The organism is Burkholderia sp. AU44665, from assembly GCF_030504405.1.
In the GTDB taxonomy this organism is placed as follows: domain Bacteria; phylum Pseudomonadota; class Gammaproteobacteria; order Burkholderiales; family Burkholderiaceae; genus Burkholderia; species Burkholderia semiarida.
Window position 1 is genome coordinate 91,016 of sequence record NZ_JAUJRI010000009.1, and the last position, 21,391, is coordinate 112,406.

The 21,391-nt window shown below is 67.4% G+C and carries 22 protein-coding genes and 2 pseudogenes; 19 read left to right on the forward strand and 5 right to left on the reverse strand.

Features of this window, described 5'->3' with window-relative positions; all coding sequences use genetic code 11:
* Window position 1: 1 nt before the first annotated feature.
* The 6 genes and pseudogenes from QZM15_RS19800 (at window position 2) to QZM15_RS19825 (ending at window position 5,240) form a co-directional block, all read left to right on the forward strand.
* Complete coding sequence (locus QZM15_RS19800; protein ID WP_302107104.1) at window positions 2-1,048, forward strand: alcohol dehydrogenase catalytic domain-containing protein; 1,047 nt, start codon at window positions 2-4, stop codon at window positions 1,046-1,048.
* Entirely contained in the window at window positions 1,045-1,764 is a 720-nt protein-coding gene (locus QZM15_RS19805; RefSeq protein ID WP_059579415.1) for a hypothetical protein, read from the forward strand. The genes QZM15_RS19800 and QZM15_RS19805 overlap by 4 nt, the downstream gene beginning before the upstream one ends.
* Window positions 1,765-1,809: 45 nt before the next feature.
* The gene (locus QZM15_RS19810; RefSeq protein ID WP_059579412.1) at window positions 1,810-2,664 is read left to right on the forward strand and encodes an alpha/beta fold hydrolase; all 855 of its coding nucleotides are present in this window, start codon (window positions 1,810-1,812) and stop codon (window positions 2,662-2,664) included.
* A 32-nt stretch (window positions 2,665-2,696) separates the two neighbouring features.
* On the forward strand, window positions 2,697-3,704 hold the full coding sequence (locus tag QZM15_RS19815) for a zinc-binding alcohol dehydrogenase family protein (protein WP_059579634.1): 1,008 nt from the start codon (window positions 2,697-2,699) through the stop codon (window positions 3,702-3,704).
* A 13-nt stretch (window positions 3,705-3,717) separates the two neighbouring features.
* A pseudogene (locus tag QZM15_RS19820) lies at window positions 3,718-3,816 on the forward strand (alpha/beta hydrolase); the annotation flags it as partial.
* Window positions 3,817-3,875: 59 nt separating this feature from the next.
* Entirely contained in the window at window positions 3,876-5,240 is a 1,365-nt protein-coding gene (locus tag QZM15_RS19825; protein ID WP_226224444.1) for an NAD(P)/FAD-dependent oxidoreductase, read from the forward strand.
* 87 nt (window positions 5,241-5,327) lie between these two features.
* On the opposite strand, the gene QZM15_RS19830 is transcribed toward QZM15_RS19825, so the two are convergent.
* Window positions 5,328-7,181 carry an ABC transporter ATP-binding protein gene (locus QZM15_RS19830; protein WP_302107105.1) on the reverse strand — a complete coding sequence of 618 codons (1,854 nt, stop codon included), beginning with the start codon at window positions 7,179-7,181 and terminating at the stop codon, window positions 5,328-5,330.
* 284 nt (window positions 7,182-7,465) lie between these two features.
* Here QZM15_RS19830 and QZM15_RS19835 point away from each other — a divergent pair, with 284 nt between their 5' ends.
* The 6 genes from QZM15_RS19835 (at window position 7,466) to QZM15_RS19860 (ending at window position 11,655) form a co-directional block, all read left to right on the forward strand.
* Entirely contained in the window at window positions 7,466-8,032 is a 567-nt protein-coding gene (locus QZM15_RS19835; RefSeq protein WP_104013067.1) for a TetR/AcrR family transcriptional regulator, read from the forward strand.
* Window positions 8,033-8,256: 224 nt separating this feature from the next.
* Window positions 8,257-8,682, forward strand: coding sequence for an organic hydroperoxide resistance protein (locus tag QZM15_RS19840; RefSeq protein WP_059579400.1), 426 nt, complete (start codon window positions 8,257-8,259; stop codon window positions 8,680-8,682).
* Window positions 8,683-8,739: 57 nt separating this feature from the next.
* On the forward strand, window positions 8,740-9,774 hold the full coding sequence (locus tag QZM15_RS19845) for an alpha/beta hydrolase (protein WP_302107106.1): 1,035 nt from the start codon (window positions 8,740-8,742) through the stop codon (window positions 9,772-9,774).
* Between the two features lie 256 nt (window positions 9,775-10,030).
* A complete protein-coding gene (locus QZM15_RS19850) occupies window positions 10,031-10,402 on the forward strand; it encodes a CidA/LrgA family protein (protein WP_089490138.1) in 372 nt (123 codons plus the stop codon).
* A complete protein-coding gene (locus QZM15_RS19855) occupies window positions 10,399-11,133 on the forward strand; it encodes an LrgB family protein (protein ID WP_226224443.1) in 735 nt (244 codons plus the stop codon). The genes QZM15_RS19850 and QZM15_RS19855 overlap by 4 nt, the downstream gene beginning before the upstream one ends.
* A gap of 225 nt (window positions 11,134-11,358) precedes the next feature.
* Window positions 11,359-11,655 carry a hypothetical protein gene (locus tag QZM15_RS19860; protein WP_059579389.1) on the forward strand — a complete coding sequence of 99 codons (297 nt, stop codon included), beginning with the start codon at window positions 11,359-11,361 and terminating at the stop codon, window positions 11,653-11,655.
* 90 nt (window positions 11,656-11,745) lie between these two features.
* Here the strand turns inward: QZM15_RS19860 and wrbA are convergent, their stop codons facing one another.
* Window positions 11,746-12,348 carry an NAD(P)H:quinone oxidoreductase gene (gene wrbA / locus QZM15_RS19865; protein WP_059579387.1) on the reverse strand — a complete coding sequence of 201 codons (603 nt, stop codon included), beginning with the start codon at window positions 12,346-12,348 and terminating at the stop codon, window positions 11,746-11,748.
* Between the two features lie 62 nt (window positions 12,349-12,410).
* The gene (locus QZM15_RS19870) at window positions 12,411-13,136 is read right to left on the reverse strand and encodes a pirin family protein (protein ID WP_059579385.1); all 726 of its coding nucleotides are present in this window, start codon (window positions 13,134-13,136) and stop codon (window positions 12,411-12,413) included.
* Window positions 13,137-13,265: 129 nt separating this feature from the next.
* On the opposite strand from QZM15_RS19870, the gene QZM15_RS19875 reads away from it, so the two are divergent.
* From QZM15_RS19875 to QZM15_RS19885, 3 genes and pseudogenes are all read left to right on the forward strand, one after another.
* A complete protein-coding gene (locus QZM15_RS19875; RefSeq protein ID WP_059579382.1) occupies window positions 13,266-14,183 on the forward strand; it encodes a LysR family transcriptional regulator in 918 nt (305 codons plus the stop codon).
* 90 nt (window positions 14,184-14,273) lie between these two features.
* On the forward strand, window positions 14,274-15,398 hold the full coding sequence (locus QZM15_RS19880; RefSeq protein WP_226224442.1) for a Fic family protein: 1,125 nt from the start codon (window positions 14,274-14,276) through the stop codon (window positions 15,396-15,398).
* Between the two features lie 12 nt (window positions 15,399-15,410).
* Window positions 15,411-15,610: pseudogene (locus QZM15_RS19885) on the forward strand (hypothetical protein); the annotation flags it as partial.
* A 14-nt stretch (window positions 15,611-15,624) separates the two neighbouring features.
* Here QZM15_RS19885 and QZM15_RS19890 read toward each other — a convergent pair.
* Window positions 15,625-16,689 carry a LacI family DNA-binding transcriptional regulator gene (locus QZM15_RS19890; RefSeq protein WP_060967228.1) on the reverse strand — a complete coding sequence of 355 codons (1,065 nt, stop codon included), beginning with the start codon at window positions 16,687-16,689 and terminating at the stop codon, window positions 15,625-15,627.
* Window positions 16,690-16,931: 242 nt separating this feature from the next.
* Here QZM15_RS19890 and rbsK point away from each other — a divergent pair, with 242 nt between their 5' ends.
* From rbsK to QZM15_RS19905, 3 genes are read left to right on the forward strand one after another with little or no spacing between them, the layout of a single operon-like run.
* Window positions 16,932-17,858: a ribokinase gene (rbsK, locus tag QZM15_RS19895; RefSeq protein ID WP_099318272.1), complete on the forward strand. Its 927-nt coding sequence runs from the start codon at window positions 16,932-16,934 to the stop codon at window positions 17,856-17,858.
* A gap of 60 nt (window positions 17,859-17,918) precedes the next feature.
* Window positions 17,919-19,238 (forward strand): MFS transporter, encoded by a 1,320-nt coding sequence (locus QZM15_RS19900; protein ID WP_226224440.1) that lies wholly within the window; start codon window positions 17,919-17,921, stop codon window positions 19,236-19,238.
* Window positions 19,239-19,281: 43 nt separating this feature from the next.
* On the forward strand, window positions 19,282-20,229 hold the full coding sequence (locus QZM15_RS19905; RefSeq protein ID WP_059638963.1) for a dihydrodipicolinate synthase family protein: 948 nt from the start codon (window positions 19,282-19,284) through the stop codon (window positions 20,227-20,229).
* Window positions 20,230-20,424: 195 nt separating this feature from the next.
* Here QZM15_RS19905 and QZM15_RS19910 read toward each other — a convergent pair whose 3' ends face one another.
* A complete protein-coding gene (locus tag QZM15_RS19910) occupies window positions 20,425-20,571 on the reverse strand; it encodes a hypothetical protein (protein WP_180278281.1) in 147 nt (48 codons plus the stop codon).
* A gap of 378 nt (window positions 20,572-20,949) precedes the next feature.
* On the opposite strand from QZM15_RS19910, the gene QZM15_RS19915 reads away from it, so the two are divergent.
* Window positions 20,950-21,363, forward strand: a complete 414-nt coding sequence (locus tag QZM15_RS19915; protein ID WP_226224438.1) for a DoxX family protein — start codon at window positions 20,950-20,952, stop codon at window positions 21,361-21,363.
* The last annotated feature ends 28 nt before the right edge of the window (window positions 21,364-21,391 follow it).

Below are 21,391 nucleotides of genomic sequence, written 5' to 3' on the forward strand. Positions count from 1 at the left end.
CATGACGAATCAAGCGACTTACCGCGCGGCGGTAGTCAAGGCGCCCGGGCGACTGGAACTGGTCGAGCGCCCGATTCCCGCGCCGGCACAGGGGCAGGTGCGCATTCGCGTCGAAGCCTGCGGGGTATGCCATTCCGACAGTGCAACCGTGGAGCGCGAAGCGCCGGATGGCGCGCCGCCGCGCGTACCGGGGCATGAAGTCGTCGGCCGAATCGACGCGCTGGGCGAAGGGGTGTCCGGCTGGCGGCTCGGCGAGCGCGTCGGTGTCGGCTTTCTCGCCGGCGAAGACCGCACGTGCCCGTCGTGCCGGCACGGCGACATCGTGAACTGCGAGAACCCGGTCATCACCGGGATGACGACGGACGGCGGCTACGCGGAAATCATGCTGGCCGAAGCCCGCGGGCTCGTGCGCGTGCCGGACGATCTCGATGCGGCCGAGGCCGCGCCGCTGTTGTGCGCGGGGCTGACGACGTTCAACGCGCTGCGCAATGCCGGCGCGCGGGCCGGCGACGTGGTCGCCATCCATGGCCTCGGCGGGCTCGGCCATCTCGCCGTGCAATTCGCGAACAAGATGGGTTTTCACACCGTCGCGATTGCGCGCGGAGCCGACAAGGCCGTGCTTGCTGCGCAGCTCGGCGCGCATCGCTACATCGATGCGCGGACCGAGGACGTCGCCGCCGCGCTGCGCGCGCTCGGCGGGGCGAAGGTCGTGCTCGGCACGGCGCCGACCGGCTCGGGCATGGCCGACACCGTCGCGGGGCTGTCCGCACGCGGCAAGCTGATCGTCGTTGCCGTGCCGGGCGAGCCGATCGCCGTGAATGCGGTCGACCTCGTGTTCGGTGGCCGCTCCGTCGTCGGCGCGTTGACGCGAACGGTGGCGGACAACGAAGAGACGCTCGCGTTCGCGCGGCTGCAGAACGTGCGGCCGATGATCGAAACGTTCCCGCTCGAGCACGCGCAAGCGGCGTACGACCGCATGATGCGCGCGGACGTCCGGTTCCGCGCGGTACTGACCATGAATTCCGCACCCACGGGAGCTTCCGCATGAACGCGATCGCCCAATCCATCATCGACGCCCACGGCGGGCTTGTGCAGTGGCGCAAGTTTCGGCAGGTGCGCGCGCGCCTCGTACAAGGCGGTGCGCTGTGGGGCCTCAAAGGTCACGCCGGCGTGCTCGACGACACCACGGTCACCGTCGCGACGGATCGCCAATGGGCGTCGCACGCGCCGTTCGGTGCGTCAGCCGCGCGCAGCGAATTCACCGGCGAGCGCATTGCGCTGCTCGATTCGGCCGGCCATGTGCTCGCGGCGCGCGAAGAGCCGCGCCGGTCGTTCGACGGGCATACGCTCGAGACGCCGTGGGACGAGCTTCAACTGGCGTTTTTCGCCGGATGCGCGATGTGGACGTACCTGAACGCGCCGTTCGTGCTTGCATGGGACGGTGTGCGCTGCGAAGAAGACGGCATCTGGAACGAACACGGGCAAGCGTGGCGCCGGATTCGCGTGCACTACCCGGACACGCTCGAAGTGTTCAGCAAGGCGCAGACGATCTACGTCGGGCCGGACGGCCTCGTGCGCCGCCTCGACTACGACGTCGAAATCGCGGGCAACACACCGGGCGCGCATTACGTCAGCGACTATGTGACCGTTTCGGGGATCCGCTTCCCGACGAAGCGGCGCATCTACCCGCGTGCAGCCGACGGGCAGGCCGTGCCGGAACCGCTCGTCGTATCGATCGACCTGCATGACATCGCGCTGAGCTGAGCGTGAACCACGGCGCGCGTCGCGCGCCCATCGAGGGAACCCATCATGACGCAATTTGCATCATCCGCCGCTACGACCCGCTACATCGATGCAGCCGGCGTGCGCTACGCGTATCGCCGCTTCGGCAACGAAAAGGGCGGGCGGCCGCTGCTGTGTCTTCAGCATTTCACCGGCACGCTGGACAACTGGGATCCGGCGATCGTCGACGTGCTGGCGCGCGATCGCGAAATCATCCTGTTCGACAACGCCGGCGTCGGCCGCTCCGGCGGACAGGTTCCGACGTCGATCGCGCACATGGCGCAGCACGTGCTGCACTTCGTCGACGCCCTGTCGATCGACCGGCTGCATATCCTCGGATTTTCGCTCGGCGGCTTTCTCGCGCAGGACATCGCGATCGCGCGACCGGAGCAGGTCGAGCGGATGATCCTGTCCGGCACCGCGCCCGAAGGCGGCGAAGGGGCGGGGATGGATCGGCCCGAACTGCTCGCGATCTACACGGACGGCGAGATGCCGATGAGCGAAAAGCTCAAGCGGCTGTTTTTCCCGGCAACGCCCGCCGGCCAGACGGCCGCCGCCGCATTCGTCGACCGCCTCGCCGCGCGCACCGCCGAGCCGGATTTGCCGGCGGGCCCCGAAGTCGCGTCCGCCCAGCTGCAGGCGATGATCGCGTGGGCGAACTGGAGCGGGGACGTGGCAGGCAAGCTGGGCCGGATCAAGCAGCCGGCCCTCGTGACCAACGGCAACGACGACCGCATGATCCCCACCGCGAACAGCTTCGTGCTCGCGCAGGGGCTGCCGGATGCGACGCTGATCGTCTATCCGAATTCAGGCCACGGCGCGCTGTTCCAGCATGCGAGCGCGTATGTCGCGCACGTCGCGGAATTCCTGCGCGGCGCGTGACCGCGTCGCTCACCCTCTTCAAGGAGCCAATGATGAAAGCCATCGTTTATGCAAAGGCCGGCGTACCGATCGACGATCCGGCGTCGCTGTACGACGCGGAGCTGCCGGTGCCGACACCCGGCGCGCGCGATCTGCTCGTGCGGATCGACGCGATCGCCGTCAACCCGGTCGATTCGAAGCTGCGGCTCGGCGTGCAGCCGAGCGGCCCGCGCGTTCTCGGCTGGGACGCGGCGGGAACGGTCGAGGCGGTCGGCAGCGACGTCGAGCTGTTCGCGCCGGGCGACAAGGTCTGGTATGCGGGCGACATCACGCGGCCCGGCAGCTACGCGGAATATGGTCTCGTCGACGAGCGGATTGCAAGCCGCCGCCCGACGACACTGGGCGCTGCCGACGCTGCGGCCCTGCCGTTGACTGCGATTACCGCGTGGGAACTGCTGTTCGACCGGCTGAAGATCGCCGAGCGCGGCGGCGCCGGGCAGAGCGTGCTGGTGATCGGCGCGGGCGGCGGCGTCGGATCCATTCTCGTGCAACTCGCGCGCCGGTTGACCGCGCTGACGGTGATCGGCACGGCATCGCGGCCGGCCACGCACGCGTGGGTCGCCGAGCTTGGCGCACACCACGTGATCGATCACGGCCAGCCGTTGCAACCGCAACTGAAGTCGCTTGGCATCGACCACGTGGACCACGTGATCAGCCTCACGCATACCGACACGTACTACGCGCAGATCGTCGATGTCCTGAAGCCGCAGGGCCAGCTCGCGCTGATCGACGATCCGGACACGCTCGATGCGATGCCGCTCAAGCGCAAGGCCATCTCACTGCATTGGGAATTCATGTTCACGCGCTCGATGTTCCGCACGCCCGACATGGACCGTCAGCACGCGCTGCTCGCCCGCGTGGCGACGCTGATCGACGACGGCGTGCTCAAGAGCACCGTCGGTGAGCACCTCGGCAGGATCGACGCGGCGAACCTGCGGCGCGCGCACGCGCTGCTGGAAGGCGGGCGCGCGAAGGGCAAGATCGTGCTCGAAGGCTTCTGAGCGAGCACCGCTACATGCGACGCAGAAGGTGTATGAACGCGCATCGCATGGCATGTGCGTCGTCGATGCCGATCGCGTCAATGCGGATCTGCTCGCCTTTCTGCAGTCGTGACGCGGAAACGCGCGCGACTCACACACTTCGAGCGGGACAAACGGAACCTGGAGAGCAGCATGGCAGAGGTCAAACGGGTCGAATACCTGTTTCTGGGCGGCGGCAAGGGCGGAAAATCGCTTGCGATGGAGATGGCCCGGCAAGGCAAGCGCGTCGCGGTGATCGAGCGCGGGATGATCGGCGGCTCGTGCATCAACGTCGCGTGCATCCCGAGCAAGGCACTGATACACCGTGCACGCGCGATGCATGCGTGGCGGGATGCGGCGCAACAGGAAGACGTGACGGCCGACATGGCGGGCGTTTCCGCGTATGTCGCCTCGGTCGTGAACGGGATGGTCGACGTCAATCGCCGCGCATTCGAGCAGTCGGGTCTCGAACTCGTGATCGGGACGGGGCGGTTCGTCGCGCCGCGAACCATCGCGGTGCGCGGCGCTGACGGGGCCGAAACGATCTACGAGGGCGAGAACGTCTACATCAACACGGGTACGGTCGCGTCGAGCCCGGACGTGCCGGGGCTGCGCGATGCGCGGCCGCTCACGCACGTGGAGGCATTGCGGTTGACGACGCTTCCCGGGCATCTGGTCGTCATCGGCGGCGGTTATATCGGGCTCGAGATGGCGCAAGCGTTTCGGCGGCTCGGCAGCGCGGTCACGCTCGTCAGCGATACGCCGCGCGTTGCGATGCGCGAAGACGAGGACGTCAGCACGGTCATTCAGCGGGCGCTGACCGACGATGGCATTCGCCTCGAACTCGCCGCGCGGCTCGTCGGCGTCGAGGGCAAAAGCGGCGAGCGCGTCACGGTGCGGCTGGCCGACGGCCGTGCCATCGAAGGTACGCACGTGCTCGTGGCGACCGGGCGCACGCCGCAGACGGCCGGCATCGGGCTCGAGCTGGCCGGCGTCGAGACGAACGAGCGCGGGTTCATCAAGGTCGACCATCGGCTCGCGACGACGGCGGAGCGCACGTGGGCGATCGGCGAAGTCGCCGGCACGCCGATGTTCACGCATGCGTCGTTCGACGACTACCGTGTGCTGAAAGCCGGTATCGAAGGCCGGCCGGCGAGCACCGCGGAACGTCTCATCCCTTATGCATTGTTCATCGACCCGGAACTCGGCCGAATCGGCTTGAACGAAGCGGACGCGAATGCCCGAAAGATCGACGTCCGGGTCGCGAAGCTGCCGATGGCTTCCGTGCCGCGGGCGCGCACCGACGGCAACACGCGCGGGTTCATGAAGGCGCTCGTGCATCCGGGCACCGGCGCGATTCTCGGGTTCACGATGGTCGGCACGGGCGCCGGCGATGTGACGACCGCAGTCCAGATGGCGATGCTCGGCGGCCTGCCGTACACGGCGGTGCGCGATGCGATCATCGGTCATCCGATTATTTCGGAAGGGCTGAACCTGCTGTTCGCGACGTTGCATTGACCCTGGAGCGACGGGGGTACGCATTGTGCCCTCGGTTCGTCCGACGAGCGATGATCGAAGCGCCGCCATGTCGCCAGGGCGGCCGACCTACTGCGCGACGCTTTCCGCGTCCGCCGTCTCCCCGAGAAACCCGCCGCTCTGGTGCGCCCACAGCGCCGCATAGATGCCGCCCGCCTGCAGCAATTGCTGGTGCGTGCCTTCCTCGACGATGCGCCCTTCGTCGAGCACGATCAGCCGGTCCATCGCGGCGATCGTCGACAGCCGGTGCGCGATCGCGATCACCGTCTTGCCGCTCATCAGGCTGTCGAGGCTGCGCTGGATCGCGACTTCGACCTCGGAATCGAGCGCGCTGGTCGCTTCGTCAAGTACGAGAATCGGCGCGTCCTTGAGCATCACGCGCGCGATCGCGACGCGCTGCCGCTGGCCCCCCGACAGCTTCACGCCGCGCTCGCCGACTTCGACGTCGTAGCCGCTGCGTCCGTGCCGATCGCGCAGCCGCTCGATGAACTCGGACGCTTCGGCCCGCACGGCCGCGTCGTGCATCTCCTGCTCGGTCGCGTCGGGCCGGCCGTACAGCAGGTTCTCGCGCATCGTCCGGTGCAGCAGCGACGTATCCTGCGTGACCATGCCGATCGCGCCGCGCAGGCTGTCCTGCGTCACATGCGCGATGTCCTGCCCGTCGATCCGGATCGTGCCGCCGTTCACGTCGTAAAAGCGCAGCAGCAGGTTCACGAGCGTCGACTTGCCGGCGCCCGAGCGGCCGATCAGGCCGATCCGCTCACCCGGCCGAATCGTCAGGTTCAGCCCGTCGAATACCGGGCGATCGTTGTCCTCGTGCGCGAACTGCACGTTGTCGAACACGATCTCGCCGCGCTGTACCGTAAGCGGCTTCGCATCGGGCGCGTCGACCACGCTGCGCACCTTCGTCAGCGTGTTGATGCCGTCCTGGATCGTGCCGACGTTCTCGAACAGCTCGGTCATTTCCCACATGATCCAGTGCGAATAGCTCGACAGGCGCAGCGCCATCGCGATCACGGCCGCGACGACGCCCGCGCTCGCCTCGCCGTGCAGCCACAGATACAGCGCGAGCCCGGCCGAGCCGATCAGCAGCAGCGTCGACAGCAGGTGGTTGACGATCTCGAATGCGCTGACGAGCCGCATCTGCGCATCGCCGGTCGCCTTGAACGCTTCCATCGCGCGCCGCGCATGGTCGGCTTCGCGCCGCGTATGCGAGAACAGCTTCACGGTCGTGATGTTCGAATACGCGTCGGTGATGCGGCCCGTCATCAGCGCGCGCGCGTCGGCCTGCCGGCTGCCGACCGCACCGAGGCGCGGCACGAAATACGCGCACGCCGCGCCGTAGCCGAGCGCCCACAGCGCGAGCGGAATCATCAGCCGCCAGTCGAAGCTCGCGGCGAGCACGAGGATGCCGATCAGGTACGCGGTGACGCCGATCACGACGTCGACCGACATGAACAGCGCGTCGCGCACCGCGAGCGCGGTCTGCATGATCTTGGTCGTCACGCGGCCTGCGAATTCGTTCGCGTAGAACGACAGGCTCTGGTCGAGCATCAGCCGGTGAAACAGCCAGCGCAGCCGCATCGGGAAGTTGATCGCGAGCATCTGGTGCTTGACCATCGTATGCAGCGCGATCAGCAGCGCGCTGCCGGCGAGGATCGCCGCGAAACCGGCGAGCGTGCCGAAGTGGCGGCCGCCGAAGTCGGCCGGTGTCGACGACGACAGCCAGTCGACGACGTGCCCCATCATCGCGAACAGCGCGGCTTCGTACGCGGCCAATGCGGCCGACGTCAGCGCGATCAGCAGGATCCAGCCGCGCGCGCCTTTCGTGCACGCCCAGACGAACGAGAAAAATCCCTTCGGCGGCGTGACGGGATCCTCGAGCGGGAAAGTCGGCAGGCGCCTTTCGAACCACGAATACATCGACTTGTTCTCCTTGTGCGGCCCGACGCAGCGGGTGGGCCGATGATGGCGGGGCCGGATGCGATGCGGTCATCGTGCGCCGACACGTCCGTCCCGGGGATGGACGTTGCGATCGCGTGGCCCGGTTTCAAGTGTCGCATCGATTCGACCGTGCTGCAGGCCGGTTGTAAGCCGCGCCGGCCAGGCGAACGGCGCCGGACTTGCGCGTCGGGCTCGAAGGAGGGGCCATCACGCCCTTAAAAAAATGCTTGACTATCTATCTATGAGTAGATAAAGTTCGACCCATGGAAACGAAGCCGACCGTCCGCGAACAGATTCTCGACCACGCGATCACGCTGATGATGCAGCGCGGTTACAACGGCTTCAGCTATCGAGACCTGTCCGACCTGGTGGGCGTGAAGACGTCGAGCATCCACTACTACTTCCCGTCGAAGGACGATCTGGTGCTGGAAGCGGTGGCGGCCTACAGCGACGAAGTCCTCGCGGCCGTGCGGGCGATCGATCCGGCATTGCCGGCCGACGTGAAGCTGAGCTTGTACACGAAGATGTTTGGTCGCACGCTCGGCGACGGCAACCTGATCTGCCTGTGCGGGATGCTCGCGTCCGACATCGAAACGTTGCCGGAGAACGTGCGGCAGGCCGTGCAGGCGTTCTTCACTGCCAACGAGCGCTGGCTCACGGCATTGTTGGCCCAAGGCGCGAAGGAAGGCACGCTGCAGTTCAGCGGCGAGCCAGAAACCGCGGCGCGCACGCTGTACGCGGCGTTCCAGGGCAGCGTGCTGGCCAGCCGGCTGTTTCACACGCGGGCGCGTCTCGAGGACGTCGAGGCCGTCTGGAAAACGCGGTCCTGACGGACGGCGCAAGCAGTCGGGCGGTTCGCCGCCTTTTATTGGATCACGTTATCTATCATGTAGTAGATAGATGATTGGCGCAGGTGGATCTTCCGCCTGCATTTTTTGGGGATGTTTATCTATCTATGAGTAGATAAATAAGCGCGATGCCGGCGGAGAAGCCGCCGGCACGCGGACCCCCGGTTCGAAGGCTGTTTCATTCATTTATGGAAAAGGAGTCTGTCATGTCGATCGAAAAAGTGCTGTACCGCGCCCATGCAAAAGCCACCGGCGGCCGCGACGGCCGTGCGACGGTGCCCGAAAGCGGCCTCGACCTGAAGCTGACAACGCCGCGCGAGCTCGGCGGCGCGGGCGGTGCGGGCGCGAACCCCGAGCAACTGTTCGCCGCCGGCTACAGCGCGTGTTTCATCGGCGCGATGAAGTTCGTCGCGGCGCGCGACAAGATCGCGATCCCCGCGGACGCGTCGATCGAAGGCAGCGTCGGCATCGGCGCGATCCCGAACGGCTTCGGCATCGAAGTCGAACTGAAGATCTCGCTGCCGGGCCTCGATCGTGATGTCGCGCAAACGCTGATCGACCGCGCGCACGTCGTCTGCCCGTACTCGAACGCGACGCGCGGCAACATCGACGTCACGCTCACGCTCGTCTGATCAATCGCAGTGCCAACCATCCATCGCCATTCGAAGATTCGACCAAGGAGTTGCACCATGAAGATCGTCAAGCCGCGGTTGATCGCTGCCGCCGTGGCAGCCGCACTGTCCACCGCACCTGCCGCGTTCGCCGCGGGCGCCGATGCCGTCGGTCCCGATGCGAAGACGAGCGCGTTCCTCGCCGCGCTGAACGGCCAGAAGGGCCCGGGGCTCGAAACGCTGAGCCCCGCGAAGGCGCGCCAGGTGCTGGTCGACGCGCAGAACGGCGTGAAGGTCGATCTGTCCGGCATCGACGTGTCGAACCGCACGATCGAGCAGGACGGCGTGTCGGTGCCCGTCACGATCGTGCGCCCGCAAGGCGTGACGGGCACGCCGCCGGTATTCGTGTTCATCCACGGCGGCGGCTGGGTGCTCGGCGATTTCCCGACGCACGAGCGCCTCGTGCGCGATCTCGTCGTGCAGTCGGGCGCCGTCGCGGTGTTCGTGAACTACACGCCGTCGCCGGAAGCGCGTTACCCGGTCGCGATCAACCAGGCGTATGCGGCGACGAAATGGGTGGCCGCGCACGGCGCGGAGATCGGCGTCGACGGCAGCCGCCTCGCGGTGGTCGGCAACAGCGTCGGCGGGAACATGTCGGCCGTCGTCGCGCTGATGGCGAAGGACAAGGGCGGCCCCGCGATCCGCTTTCAGGGGCTGATGTGGCCGGTCACGGACCACAACTTCAACACGGGCTCGTACAACGCGTACCAGCAGGGCCACTTCCTGACGCGGCCGATGATGAAGTGGTTCTGGGACGCCTATACGAAGAACGAAGCGCAACGCAACGAGATCTACGCGTCGCCGCTGCGCGCGAGCGTCGCGCAGTTGAAGGGGCTGCCGCCCGCGCTGATCCAGGTCGCGCAGTTCGACGTGTTGCGTGACGAAGGCGAGGCGTACGGCCGCAAGCTCGACGCGGCCGGCGTGGACGCGACGACCACGCGCTACGACGGCACGATTCACGATTTCGGTTTGCTGAACGCGCTGGCCGACGATGCGCCGACGAAAGCCGCGACGAAGGCGATGGCCAACGAAATCGCGACGCGGTTGAAGTAACGCGATCGGCAGGCGTTCGAAGCTGAGCGACAGGACGGCGGGCAGGTGCCCGCCGTTTTTTGCATGGGGGGTGTCGCCCATACCGGCAGCGCGTCGTGCGAAACGGCTGCATGGCGAGCGCGCCATCGCACGACCGCGCCGGGCCGCCGGCATTGTTGGTACGATCGCGCGTATCGTTCATGCCGGCGTCGCAAGCCGCCGGCCCATCGGCCGTGCAGCCGTACGCTAGCGCGGCCACGTTCGGGAGAAGCGGTTCATGTTGCAGGCGTTCGCGGTCTTGCTGATCTTCCAGTGTCTCGGGGAAGGCGTGTCCTATCTGTTTGGCCTGCCGGTGCCGGGCCCCGTGATCGGCATGCTGCTGCTGTTCGGCTTCGTGATGCTGCGCCCGCAGGCGGCCGACGCGATCGAGCCGACCGCGCTCGAGCTGCTGCGTCACCTGTCGCTGCTGTTCGTGCCGGCCGGCGTCGGCATCATGGTGTCGGCCGACCGCGTGCGCGGCGACGCGGCCGCAGTCGTCGTCGCGCTGGCCGTGAGCACCACGCTCGCGATCGCGGTGACGGCGCTGGTCACGCGCGCGCTGCTGCGGCGCCAGCGCCGAGCGGGCGGCACCGCGGAGGGCGCGCAATGACGGCCTTCCCGAAACTCGGCGCGATCTGGGTGTATCTCGCCGCGAGCCCGCTGCTCGGCCTGACCATCACGCTGGTCGCGTATCTGTTCGCGCAGGCCGTGTATGCGCGGGCGCGTTTCAATCCGCTCGCAAATCCGGTGCTGATCGCGGTCGCGATGATCGTCGTGCTGCTGACGCTCACGCATACGCCGTATTCCACGTATTTCGAAGGCGCGCAGTTCGTCCATTTCCTGCTTGGCCCCGCAACCGTCGCGCTCGCACTGCCGCTGTACCGCCAGTGGTCGAAGCTGCGGCGCACCGCGCTGCCGCTGCTCGTCGGCCTGCTCGCGGGTTCGCTGACCGCGATCGTGTCGGCGGTCGGCATCGCCGCGCTGTTCGGGGCGTCGCACCAGACGATCGCGTCGCTCGCGCCGAAATCGGCGACGACGCCGATCGCGATGGCCGTTGCCGCCGAGATCGGCGGCATTCCGTCGCTCACCGCCGTGCTCGTGATCTCGACCGGGATCTTCGGCGCGGTGTGCGCGCGCGGCATCCTCAATCTGCTGCGGGTCGACGAGCCGGCCGTGCGCGGTTTCGCGCTCGGCGTCGCGTCGCACGGGATCGGCACCGCGCGCGCGTTCCAGGTCAGCGAGGAAGCCGGCGCGTTCGCCGGGCTCGGGATGGGGCTGAACGGCGTGCTGACGGCATTCGTCGTGCCGATCCTGTTGCCGGTGCTGTCGCGCTGGATCTGAGCGCCGGCGGGCCACGGGCTATCGGTTTCCCTGATGGCGCGCACGACAGGCCGAACGCGCGGCGCATTCGGTACGCATGTATCGTTGACGTTATCAGGAGAATTCAGGAACGCACACGGACATTTGCGCGGCGATCGGCTAACGTTGCATCGGTGCCGTTGTCGCAGGCCGTCGCGTGCGCGCCGGTGTCCGACCCGCACTCAACAATCGACAAGGAGATCGGTCATGAAGCAGTCTCGCGTGGTTTCGGTGGCAGTAGCAGCAGCGGCGTCGTTCGGTCTGTTGTTGACCGCCGCGCCGGCGGCATACGCGCAGGACGCTGCGCCCGCGCCGACGCAGAAGCAGCTCGACAAGGCGCAGAAGAAGGCGGCGCGCAAGGCGGCCCGCGCGCGGCACGCGTCGGACCTGAAGGCGATCGGCACCGGCAGCGGCTACCGGTTGACCGGCGACCAGAGCAACTATCCGCAGAACGCGGTGCAGAAGGCGCCCGCGGCGCCGGCCGCGCCGGCTTCGGGCCAGTAACGGTCGACAGCGTCGCACAGCACGAACGGCGCCGGTCGAACCGGCGCCGTTCGTTCGTGGGCGCGACTCGGGAGGCGCGAGCCCGCCGCGTTACGACGCGAGCTTGCTCGCGAGTTCCGCCACGTGCTTGCCCTGGTAGCGCGCGATGTCGAGTTCGTTCGCGCTCGGCTGGCGGCTGCCGTCCGCGCCGGCGAGCGTCGTCGCGCCGTACGGTGTGCCGCCGGTGATTTCGTTCATGTTGACGAGCCCGCTGCACGCATACGGCACGCCCACGATCACCATCCCGTGATGCAGCAGCGTCGTGTGGAACGACGTGATCGTCGTTTCCTGGCCGCCGTGCTGCGTGCCGGTCGACGCGAACACGCTGCCGATCTTGCCGACGAGCGCGCCTTTCATCCACAGGCCGCCCGTCTGGTCGAGGAACGTGCGCATCTGGCCGGCCATGTTGCCGAAGCGGGTCGGCGTGCCGAAGATGATCGCGTCGTAGTCGGCGAGTTCGTCCACCGTGGCGACCGGCGCGGCCTGATCGACCTTCACGCCGATCGCGCGGGCCTGGTCGGCGGGGATCGTTTCCGGCACGCGCTTGAGCGTGACCTCGACGCCGGGCACCGATTTCGCGCCCTCCACGACGTGCTGCGCCATCGTTTCGACGTGCCCGTAGGACGAGTAGTAAAGAACGAGAACCTTGGCCATGTTGCGAATCTCCGATTAAAAGAGCCCCGCGTTTCGGCGGGGCCCGGTTTCCCGAACGGGCGTCACGCCCATTCGGCCGTCACTTCGACCGGACGCAGGTCGAACACGAGCACTTCGGCGTCCTTGCCGTCGGCGATCGTCAGCGCGTGTTCGCCGCGGATGCGCGCGCCGTCGCCTTCGCCGAGCGTCACGCCGTTGACCGTCACGCTGCCGCGCGCCACGTGCACGTAAGCAAAGCGGTTCGGATCGAGTTCCAGCGTCGCGCTTTCGTCGCCGTCGAACAGGCCCGCGTAAATCCGCGTGTCCTGCCGGATCTTCAGCGAACCGGCGTCGCCGTTCGGCGACACGACGAGGGCGAGCTTGCCGCGCTTGTCGTCGGCCGCGACATTCGTCTGCTGATAGCGCGGCTCGGCGCCCTTTTCGGCCGGCCCGACCCAGATCTGCAGGAAGTGGACCGGTGTGTCCTGCGAGTGGTTGAACTCGCTGTGGCGCACGCCGGTGCCCGCGCTCATCAGCTGCACGTCGCCCGGCACGATCACCGAGCCGGTGCCCATCGAGTCCTTGTGTTCGAGCGCGCCGTCGAGCACGTACGACAGGATTTCCATGTCGCGGTGCGGGTGCGTGCCGAAGCCGCGGCCCGGGGCGACGCGGTCGTCGTTGATCACGAGCAGATCGGAGAAGCCGACTTGCTTCGGATCGTAGTAATTCGCGAACGAAAACGTATGACGGGAGCTGAGCCAGCCATGCTCCGCACGGCCACGTTGGTTTGCTGCACGGATGTCGATCATGATTTTTTGTCCTTGAAGTCGCCGGACCTCGGAAGTGGGCTCGGCTGTTCGTTGAGATGAATCTTAGGTCAATCGATTTGACAAATAAATCGCTGTAGAGATAATGACTGTCGCTATGGAGTGGACAATATGGAACTCAACGACCTGAGGATCTTCGTCGCGACGGTGGACGCAGGCAGCTTCACGGCGGCGGCCGATCAGTTGATGCTGTCCAAGCAGTTCGTCAGCCGGCGCACGATGGCGCTGGAGGCGTCGCTCGGCGTGCGGCTGCTGCATCGCAATACCCGCAATCTCGCGGTGACCGAATCGGGGCAGGAGTTCTACGCGCGCGCGCAGCGCATCCTCGCGGAGATCGCCGACGCCGAGCAGGCGATGTCGGTACGCAGCACCGAGCTGCACGGTTCGCTGAAGATCAGCGCGCCGCTGTCGTTCGGGATCACGCACGTGTCGCCGCTGATCGCCGAATTCCTGGCCGCGCACCCGGCCGTGCGGCTGAACATCGACCTGACCGACCGGCGCGTCGACCTGATCGGCGAGGGCTTCGACCTCGTGCTGCGGATCGGCTCGCTCGAGGATTCGACGCTGATCGCGCGTCCGCTCGGCGCGTGGCGGATGATCGCGTGCGCGAGCCCCGCCTACCTGAAGCGGCAGGGCACACCGCAGACGCCGGCCGATCTGGCGGGCCACACATGCGTGCTGTACGGGCGCGAGCGGCGGGTCGGCTGGGAATTCCGCGTCGACGGCGCGGCGCGCACATTCGACGTGCAGGGTCCGCTCGTCGCGAACAACGGCGAAGTGGTGCGCGACGCGGCGATCGCCGGGCTCGGCATCGCGCTGCTGCCGGATTTCATCGTCGGCGGGGCGCTCGACAGTGGTGCGCTGGTGCCGGTGCTCGACGCGTATGCGCCGTCGCCGATCACCCTCAATGCGGTGTTTCCGCAGCATCGGGAAGGGTTCGTCACGCTGCGCACGTTCATCGGGTTTCTTGCGGAACGGCTCGGGGAGCCGGCGCCGACGGGGGCGAGCGGGGCGGGCCCGGTACGGTAGCCGGCCGCCTTGCGGTGAATGGGGCGATTAATCTCCGCATGATTTGCGGAGATTGTTGAGTCGTGCGGCGAATGAGTGGATAATCTCCGCATGATGAGCGGAGATTACACCTTTATCTGGGAATCGGCCGACTGGCCGGCATGGCGCTTCGACCTTCCGGCCCTCGCCGCGCCGCTCGCCGACGTCAGCCGTGCGCAAGGCATGCTGATCGGCCGACTGGCGGATGTCGGCCTGACGTTGCGCGACGAGGCGAGCCTGGCCGCGCTGACGGAGGACGTCGTCAAGACCAGCGCGATCGAGGGCGAGAACCTGAATGTCGCATCGGTGCGGTCGTCGATTGCGCGCCGGCTCGGTGTCGACATCGGCGCGCTCGCGCCGGTCGATCGCCACGTCGAAGGCGTCGTCGACATGGTGCTGGATGCGACGACTCATTCGGCCGCACCGGTCACCGAAGCGCGGCTGTTCGGGTGGCATGCCGCGCTGTTTCCGACCGGCTATTCCGGGCTGTCGCGGATCACGGTCGGCGGCTGGCGCTCGGATGCGAGCGGGCCGATGCAGGTGGTCTCCGGGCCGATCGGCCGGCAGCGCGTGCATTTCGAGGCGCCGCCTGCCGCACGCCTGCCGCACGAGATCGGGCGCTTTCTCGCGTGGCTCAATGCGCCGCCGGCCGAGCCGTTGCTGATCCGGGCCGGCCTGGCCCACCTGTGGTTCGTCACGCTCCACCCGTTCGACGACGGCAACGGTCGTATCGCGCGCGCGCTCGGGGATCTGGTTCTGGCGCGCGCCGATCGAAGCCCGCAGCGTTTCTACAGCCTGTCCGCGCAGATCCAGCGCGAGCGCAACGCGTATTACGACGTGCTGGAGCGCACGCAGCGCGGCTCGCTCGACGTCACGGAGTGGCTCGCGTGGTTTCTGAACACGCTGGGCCGGGCCATCGATCATGCGCACACGACGCTCGATGCGGTGCTGATCAAGGCGCGCTTCTGGCAGCGATGCGCGGGCGTCGCGATGAACGAACGCCAGGTCAAGGTCATGAATCGCCTGCTCGACGGCTTCGAAGGCAAGCTGACGACCACCAAGTGGGCCGCCATCGCGAAATGCTCGCAAGACACGGCGCTGCGCGATATCACGGAGCTCGTCGAGCAGCACATGCTGCGTCGCTCGGCGTCCGGCGGCCGGAGCACGAGTTACGAACTGGTGCCGTTCGACGGCTGACGTTGCCGCGGCGGCATCGCGACGACGAACGCGGCGATCGTGATGCGCCGCGGCACCGATCTGTGGATCGGGCTGCTGGTGTTCGACGCCAAGAAAACGTCCGGATGCGTTACTACTCGAACGTGCCGGCGTGGAAGAAAACCGTGCCGAAGACGATCAACGCGTGGCACGACAATCTCGACAAGACGCTGCCGATCGACGTGATGCAGTAAGCCGGCGCTGCCCGCTATTTCTTGCTTCGGCGCGCCGCACGCGCCGGCGCCGCCGCGGATTCCCGTATGCGCAACTCGGGCTGGACCGCATGGCCGGGCCCCGTGGCGCCGTTCTCGAGCGCGTCGAGCAATGCACGCGCAGCCTGGCGCCCGATCGCGTCGGTATCCACCCACATCGTCGTCAGCGGCGGCTGGATTTCGCGCGCGAGCGCGACGTCGTCGAACCCCGTGATCGACAACTGCCCAGGCACGTCGATGCCGAGCGCCTGCGCCTCGAGCAACGCGCCGAGCGCGAGCGCGTCGTTGCCGCAGATCACGGCCGTCGGCCGCGTCGCCGCATCGCTGCCGGCAATGGCACGCAGGCTCGCCCGCCCGAACGCGATCGTGGCCGCGCCTTCGTGCTGATGGACGGGACGCACCGCGAGCCCGTGCGCGGCCAGCGTGTCGTGAATGCCGCGCAGGCGGGCCTGGACACGGTCGTTGTCCGTCGACGGCTGCATGATGATCGCGAAATCGCGATGGCCGAGGTCGAGCAGGTGCGTGGTGAGCCGCGCGAATGCCGCACGGTTGTCGAAGCCGATGCAGCAGTGCGGGCTGTCGTCACGGTACGCATACGTGACGACGTACGGCACGCGATGCATCGCAAGGAGTTCGAACAGTTCCGGCGGATACGCTTCGCCGACCAGCGACACGGCTTCCACGCCGCGCGACAGCATCGCGCGCACCTGCTCGAGCGCCTGCGCGGGGTCGTAGTTCGAGCAGCCGAGGAACAGCGTGATGCCGTGCTCGGCCATGACCGTCTGCATGCCGGCAACCTGCGACGCGAACACCTGGTCGTCGAGGGTCGGAATGATCGCGCCCGTGATGTGGGTGCGCGTGGACGCCAGTGCGCGGCCGGCCGCATTCGGGATCCAGTTCAGTGCGAGCGCCGCGTCGCGCACGCGTTGCTGCACGTCGGCCGATACCTTGCCGGGATCGTTGTACACGCGAGAGACGGTCGCGGTCGATACGCCGGCCAGTTTCGCGACGTCGCCGAGCACCGAGCGGCCGCTGCCGCGGCGTGCGCGGGGCGTGCTCATCGGCCGTCTCCGGGGAGGGCGGCCGTGCCGCTGCCGTGTGCCGTCAAAAGCGTCATTGTTTACCCTCGATTCGTGATGCTCCCGCTTGCATTCCCGACCAACCCTGCGAGAATGTAAGCGCTATCGTGCTGCTGCTTCCCTATTATGTCAGACACTTGTTCGATCCGTATGGCGAAATTTTCCGAGACGATGACCATTTCGGTCATTTTGTCGACCGCAAATGTAAGCGATTACATTCAGCAATGAACGGCTTACGGACACCACGTATCGCCGTCGTCGGCAGCGTCAACATCGATCTCGTCACGCGCGCGCCGCGCCTGCCGGTGCCGGGCGAGACGCTGCTCGGCACGACGTTCGAGACCGTTCACGGCGGCAAGGGCGCGAACCAGGCGGTGGCGGCCGCGCGCTTGGGCGGATCGGTCGCGATGATCGGCTGCGTCGGCGACGACGCGTTCGGTGCGCGCCTGCACGGGGCGCTGGCGGCGGAGCGCATCGACGTGACGCACTTGCACCGGATCGCCGACACGGCGACCGGCGTGGCGACGATCACCGTCGACGACGGCGGCGCGAACAGCATCGTCGTCGTGCCCGGCGCGAATGCGTGCGTCGATGCCGACCGGATCGACGCGGCGTGCGACGCGATCGCCGCCGCCGCGTTGCTCGTGTGCCAGCTCGAAGTGCCGGTCGCCAGCGTGGCGCGCGCGATTGCGTGCGCAAGCGCGCGCCACACGCCGGTGCTGCTCAATCCGGCGCCCGCGCAGCCGCTCTTCGATGCGTTGCTCGCGCGGGTCGACTATCTCGTCGTCAACGAAACCGAGGCCGAGTCGCTGACCGGCATCGCGGTCGGCGACGACGCGTCGGCAGCGCGCGCCGCAGATGCGCTGCGCGCGAAGGGCGTCGGCAACGTGCTGGTCACGCTCGGCGCGCGCGGTGTCTGCTGGCGCGGCAGCGCAGGGAGCGGCCGCCATCGTGCGCTCGCGGTGGCGGCCGTCGACACGACCGCGGCCGGCGACACGTTCGTCGGCGGGTTCGCGGTCGCGCGGGCCGGCGGCGCATCGATGGACGACGCGATCGGCTTCGCCCAGCGTGCGGCCGCGATCAGCGTCACGCGCCGCGGCGCACAGACATCGATTCCGACGCGCGACGAAGTCGACCGTATAGAGACCTGAATTCCGCATCCGACGGAATGGCCGAACCCGGCCGCTGACAGTGACATGGAGACAATCGACATGAACGACAATCAAGCTGTTCCGCACGCGCCGCCACGGATTCGGCGCGGTCAACGCATCGCGCTCGCGCTGTTGATGGCGAGCGGGATCGTCAACTATCTCGATCGCGGCACGCTGGCCGTAGCGAGTTCCGCGATCCGCGGCGATCTCGGCCTGTCGCTCGCGCAGATGGGGCTGCTGCTGTCGGCCTTCTCGTGGAGCTATGCGCTGTGCCAGTTCCCGGTCGGCGGGCTGGTCGACCGCATCGGCCCGCGCCGGCTGCTCGGCATCGGGCTGATCGTCTGGTCGTTCGCGCAGGCGGCGGGCGGCATCGTATCCACCTTCGGCTGGTTCATCGTCGCGCGCATCGTGCTCGGCATCGGCGAGGCGCCGCAATTCCCGTCGGCCGCGCGCGTGGTGAGCAACTGGTTTCCGCTGCGCGCGCGCGGCACGCCGACGGGCATTTTCAATGCCGCGTCGCCGCTCGGTACCGCGCTTGCGCCGTTGCTGCTGTCGGTGCTCGTTGCGTCGTTTCACTGGCGCTGGGCGTTCATCGTGACCGGCGCGCTCGGTCTCGTCGTCGCCGTCGTGTGGTTCGCGCTGTATCGCGATCCGGTGCGCGCGCAACTGTCCGCCGCCGAACGCGCTTATCTCGATGCCGATGCGCAGAGCGCGGTCGCCGCGCCGAAACTGACCTTCGCCGAATGGCGCAGCCTGTTCTCGCACGGCACGACGTGGGGGATGCTGATCGGCTTCTTCGGCTCCGTATACCTGAACTGGGTCTACCTGACCTGGCTGCCGGGCTACCTGACGATGGAGCGGCACATGAGCCTGATCCGCACGGGGTTTGCCGCGTCGGTGCCGTTCCTGTGCGGGTTCGTCGGTTCGCTGGTCGCCGGCTGGCTGTCGGATCTCGTCACCCGCCGCAGCCGGTCGCCGGTCGTGAGCCGGCGCAACGCGGTGGTGGCCGCGATGCTCGGGATGGTCGCGTTCACGATTCCGGCCGCGCTCGTGCAGAGCAATACGGTTGCGCTCGCATGCATTTCGGTGGTGATCTTTCTCGCCAACGCGGCGTCGGCGTGCTCGTGGGCGCTCGCGACGGCAGCCGCGCCGCCCAGCCGCATCGCGTCGCTCGGCGCGATCCAGAATTTCGGCGGCTTCATCGGCGGCGCGCTGGCCCCGATCCTGACCGGCGTCATCGCGCAGAAGTGGTCGTTCGTGCCCGCGCTGCTCACCGCGGCGGCGATCGCGTTCGCCGGCGCGATGGCGTACCTGCTGCTCGTGCGCAAGCCGATTCCCGAACAGGCCGCGAACGCCGCGCCCGGACCGTTGCCGGCTTGAGCTTGCAGCCTGCATCCGCATTCATTGAAGCAAGGAGAAACAGATGCACTACCCGCAGCAATCGAACGTGACGATCGAGGGGATCGTGCCGGTGATGCTGACGCCGTTCGACGACGCCGGCGCGATCGACTACGCCGGGCTCGAGCGGCTCATCGAATGGTATCTGGCGCACGGCTCGGATGCGTTGTTCGCGGTCGCGCAATCGAGCGAGATGCAGTTCCTGAGCCTGGCCGAACGCGCGGCGCTCGCGCGTTTCGTGGTCGATCGCGTGGCCGGCCGCGTGCCGGTCGTCGCGTCGGGCCACATCAGCGACGACCTCGACGCTCAGGTTGCCGAACTGTGCGCGGCGGCCGAATCGGGCGCGCAGGGCGTCGTGCTCGTGACCAACCGGCTCGATCCGCAACGCAAGGGCAGCGCCGCGTTGCTCGACCATCTGCGCCGGCTGCTCGCGCGGCTGCCGTCGGATCTTCCGCTCGGCCTGTACGAATGTCCGGCGCCTTATCGGCGGCTTCTGTCGGATGACGAGTTGCGCGCGTGCATCGATACGGGCCGATTCGTGATGCTCAAGGACGTGAGCTGCGATCTCGCGACGGTGAAGCGGCGCGTCGCGCTGGCCGCGGGGTCGCCGCTGAAGATCCTGAACGCGAACGCCGCGATCGCGTGGGACGCGATGAAGGCCGGGTCGGCCGGTTTCAACGGCGTGTTCACGAACTTCCATCCCGATCTCTACCAGTGGCTGCGCACGCAAGGCGAATCGAATCCGGCGCTGGCCGACGAACTCTCGACGTTCCTGGTCGTCTCGGCGGTATCGGAGGCGCTGGGCTACCCGGCGCTCGCGAAGCTCTATCACCAGCGGATCGGCACGTTCGGGTCGATCAAATGCCGTGCGATCGACTACGACGTGCGCGAACGCTTCTGGGCGCTCGACGCGGTACTCGACAAGATCGTGGCCGGCACCGAACATTTCCGCCGGCGGATCGCGGCGTCATAACGGAGGACGCGCGCCGCCAGCAGCGCGGCGCGTGATCGCATCGCATGCCGTGCCGTGCATGCGGCACATCCGCTGCGTGCCCGAACGACCCGTCTTGCGCGAGGCGTCGCAGTCGCGGCGCCATCATCGCGATTCCCTTCCCGTCGCTGGCGGCAATGCCTGCCGCTTCGCGATGCGGCTGCCATTCGCAGTCGTTCACGACGTCACGAACTGCCGGGTCAGTTGCGCGGCATAGTCGGACAGATTCGACTGCTGCTGCGCGACACGCTTCAGATCGTCGGCCAGTGCGGTCGTCCGCACGTCGATCATCCCGTTCTCGGGATTGAACAGGCCAAGCAGCAAGCGAACGTATCGCTCGGCGAGAGGTGTTCTCCTTGCCGGTATCAGTTGGCAAGACTGGTCTGGAGCGAATCGTCCGCCATCCGCACTGGCCGGCCGTCACCGGATGGGCCGCTCTCCCGCGATTGTCCACTATTTCGAGACAGCGAATCGTGTTTCGGCGGATTGATGAATTTTCGTGGGACAGTAGACTGCACCCGTGCTTCGCCAGAACCGATCCGGCGCGCCGTCAGTCGCGGCGTCACCGGATGGATTCTTCGGCGGCGGGCCACCTGGCTTGCCGCGCGACTGCGCGAAGAGTGGTCCGTTGCCGGCATCGCGCGCCGATTCGACGCGCAGCGGCAGCGGATGCATCAAACCGTCAATTCAAGGGTGATTGCCATGCGTTACGTTTCACTGGAGTCGAAGAAGGACGAGCTGCTGCTGGCGGCTCGCGTGCTGATGATGATCCTGTTCGTGCTGTTCGGCTGGCAGAAGCTGCACGACTTTTCGGGCACGGTCGCGTACATGGCGTCGACGGGGAATCCGGCGCCCGAACTCGCGGCCGCGATCGCGGTGGCGGTCGAACTGGTGGGCGGCGTGCTGATCGCGATCGGCTTCTATACGCGTCCGCTCGCGCTGGCATTCGCCGCCTATACGCTCGCGACCGCGCTGATCGGCCATCGCTACTGGGCGCTGCAGGGGATGGAGCAGTACATGGCGATGATCAATTTCTACAAGAACGTGAGCATCATTGGCGGGCTGCTGTTGCTCGCGTTGAGCGGGCCGGGCCGGTATTCGGTCGATCGGAAGTAAGGCAGGACGAAGTTTCCGTTCGGTATCA

Coding starts and splice junctions, on each gene's coding strand:
- QZM15_RS19800 (WP_302107104.1), top strand. CDS start 2: ATGACGAATCAAGCGACTTACCGCGCGGCGGTAGTCAAGGCGCCCGGG.
- QZM15_RS19805 (WP_059579415.1), top strand. CDS start 1,045: ATGAACGCGATCGCCCAATCCATCATCGACGCCCACGGCGGGCTTGTG.
- QZM15_RS19810 (WP_059579412.1), top strand. CDS start 1,810: ATGACGCAATTTGCATCATCCGCCGCTACGACCCGCTACATCGATGCA.
- QZM15_RS19815 (WP_059579634.1), top strand. CDS start 2,697: ATGAAAGCCATCGTTTATGCAAAGGCCGGCGTACCGATCGACGATCCG.
- QZM15_RS19825 (WP_226224444.1), top strand. CDS start 3,876: ATGGCAGAGGTCAAACGGGTCGAATACCTGTTTCTGGGCGGCGGCAAG.
- QZM15_RS19830 (WP_302107105.1), bottom strand. CDS start 7,181: ATGTATTCGTGGTTCGAAAGGCGCCTGCCGACTTTCCCGCTCGAGGAT.
- QZM15_RS19835 (WP_104013067.1), top strand. CDS start 7,466: ATGGAAACGAAGCCGACCGTCCGCGAACAGATTCTCGACCACGCGATC.
- QZM15_RS19840 (WP_059579400.1), top strand. CDS start 8,257: ATGTCGATCGAAAAAGTGCTGTACCGCGCCCATGCAAAAGCCACCGGC.
- QZM15_RS19845 (WP_302107106.1), top strand. CDS start 8,740: ATGAAGATCGTCAAGCCGCGGTTGATCGCTGCCGCCGTGGCAGCCGCA.
- QZM15_RS19850 (WP_089490138.1), top strand. CDS start 10,031: ATGTTGCAGGCGTTCGCGGTCTTGCTGATCTTCCAGTGTCTCGGGGAA.
- QZM15_RS19855 (WP_226224443.1), top strand. CDS start 10,399: ATGACGGCCTTCCCGAAACTCGGCGCGATCTGGGTGTATCTCGCCGCG.
- QZM15_RS19860 (WP_059579389.1), top strand. CDS start 11,359: ATGAAGCAGTCTCGCGTGGTTTCGGTGGCAGTAGCAGCAGCGGCGTCG.
- wrbA (WP_059579387.1), bottom strand. CDS start 12,348: ATGGCCAAGGTTCTCGTTCTTTACTACTCGTCCTACGGGCACGTCGAA.
- QZM15_RS19870 (WP_059579385.1), bottom strand. CDS start 13,136: ATGATCGACATCCGTGCAGCAAACCAACGTGGCCGTGCGGAGCATGGC.
- QZM15_RS19875 (WP_059579382.1), top strand. CDS start 13,266: ATGGAACTCAACGACCTGAGGATCTTCGTCGCGACGGTGGACGCAGGC.
- QZM15_RS19880 (WP_226224442.1), top strand. CDS start 14,274: ATGATGAGCGGAGATTACACCTTTATCTGGGAATCGGCCGACTGGCCG.
- QZM15_RS19890 (WP_060967228.1), bottom strand. CDS start 16,689: ATGAGCACGCCCCGCGCACGCCGCGGCAGCGGCCGCTCGGTGCTCGGC.
- rbsK (WP_099318272.1), top strand. CDS start 16,932: ATGAACGGCTTACGGACACCACGTATCGCCGTCGTCGGCAGCGTCAAC.
- QZM15_RS19900 (WP_226224440.1), top strand. CDS start 17,919: ATGAACGACAATCAAGCTGTTCCGCACGCGCCGCCACGGATTCGGCGC.
- QZM15_RS19905 (WP_059638963.1), top strand. CDS start 19,282: ATGCACTACCCGCAGCAATCGAACGTGACGATCGAGGGGATCGTGCCG.
- QZM15_RS19915 (WP_226224438.1), top strand. CDS start 20,950: ATGCGTTACGTTTCACTGGAGTCGAAGAAGGACGAGCTGCTGCTGGCG.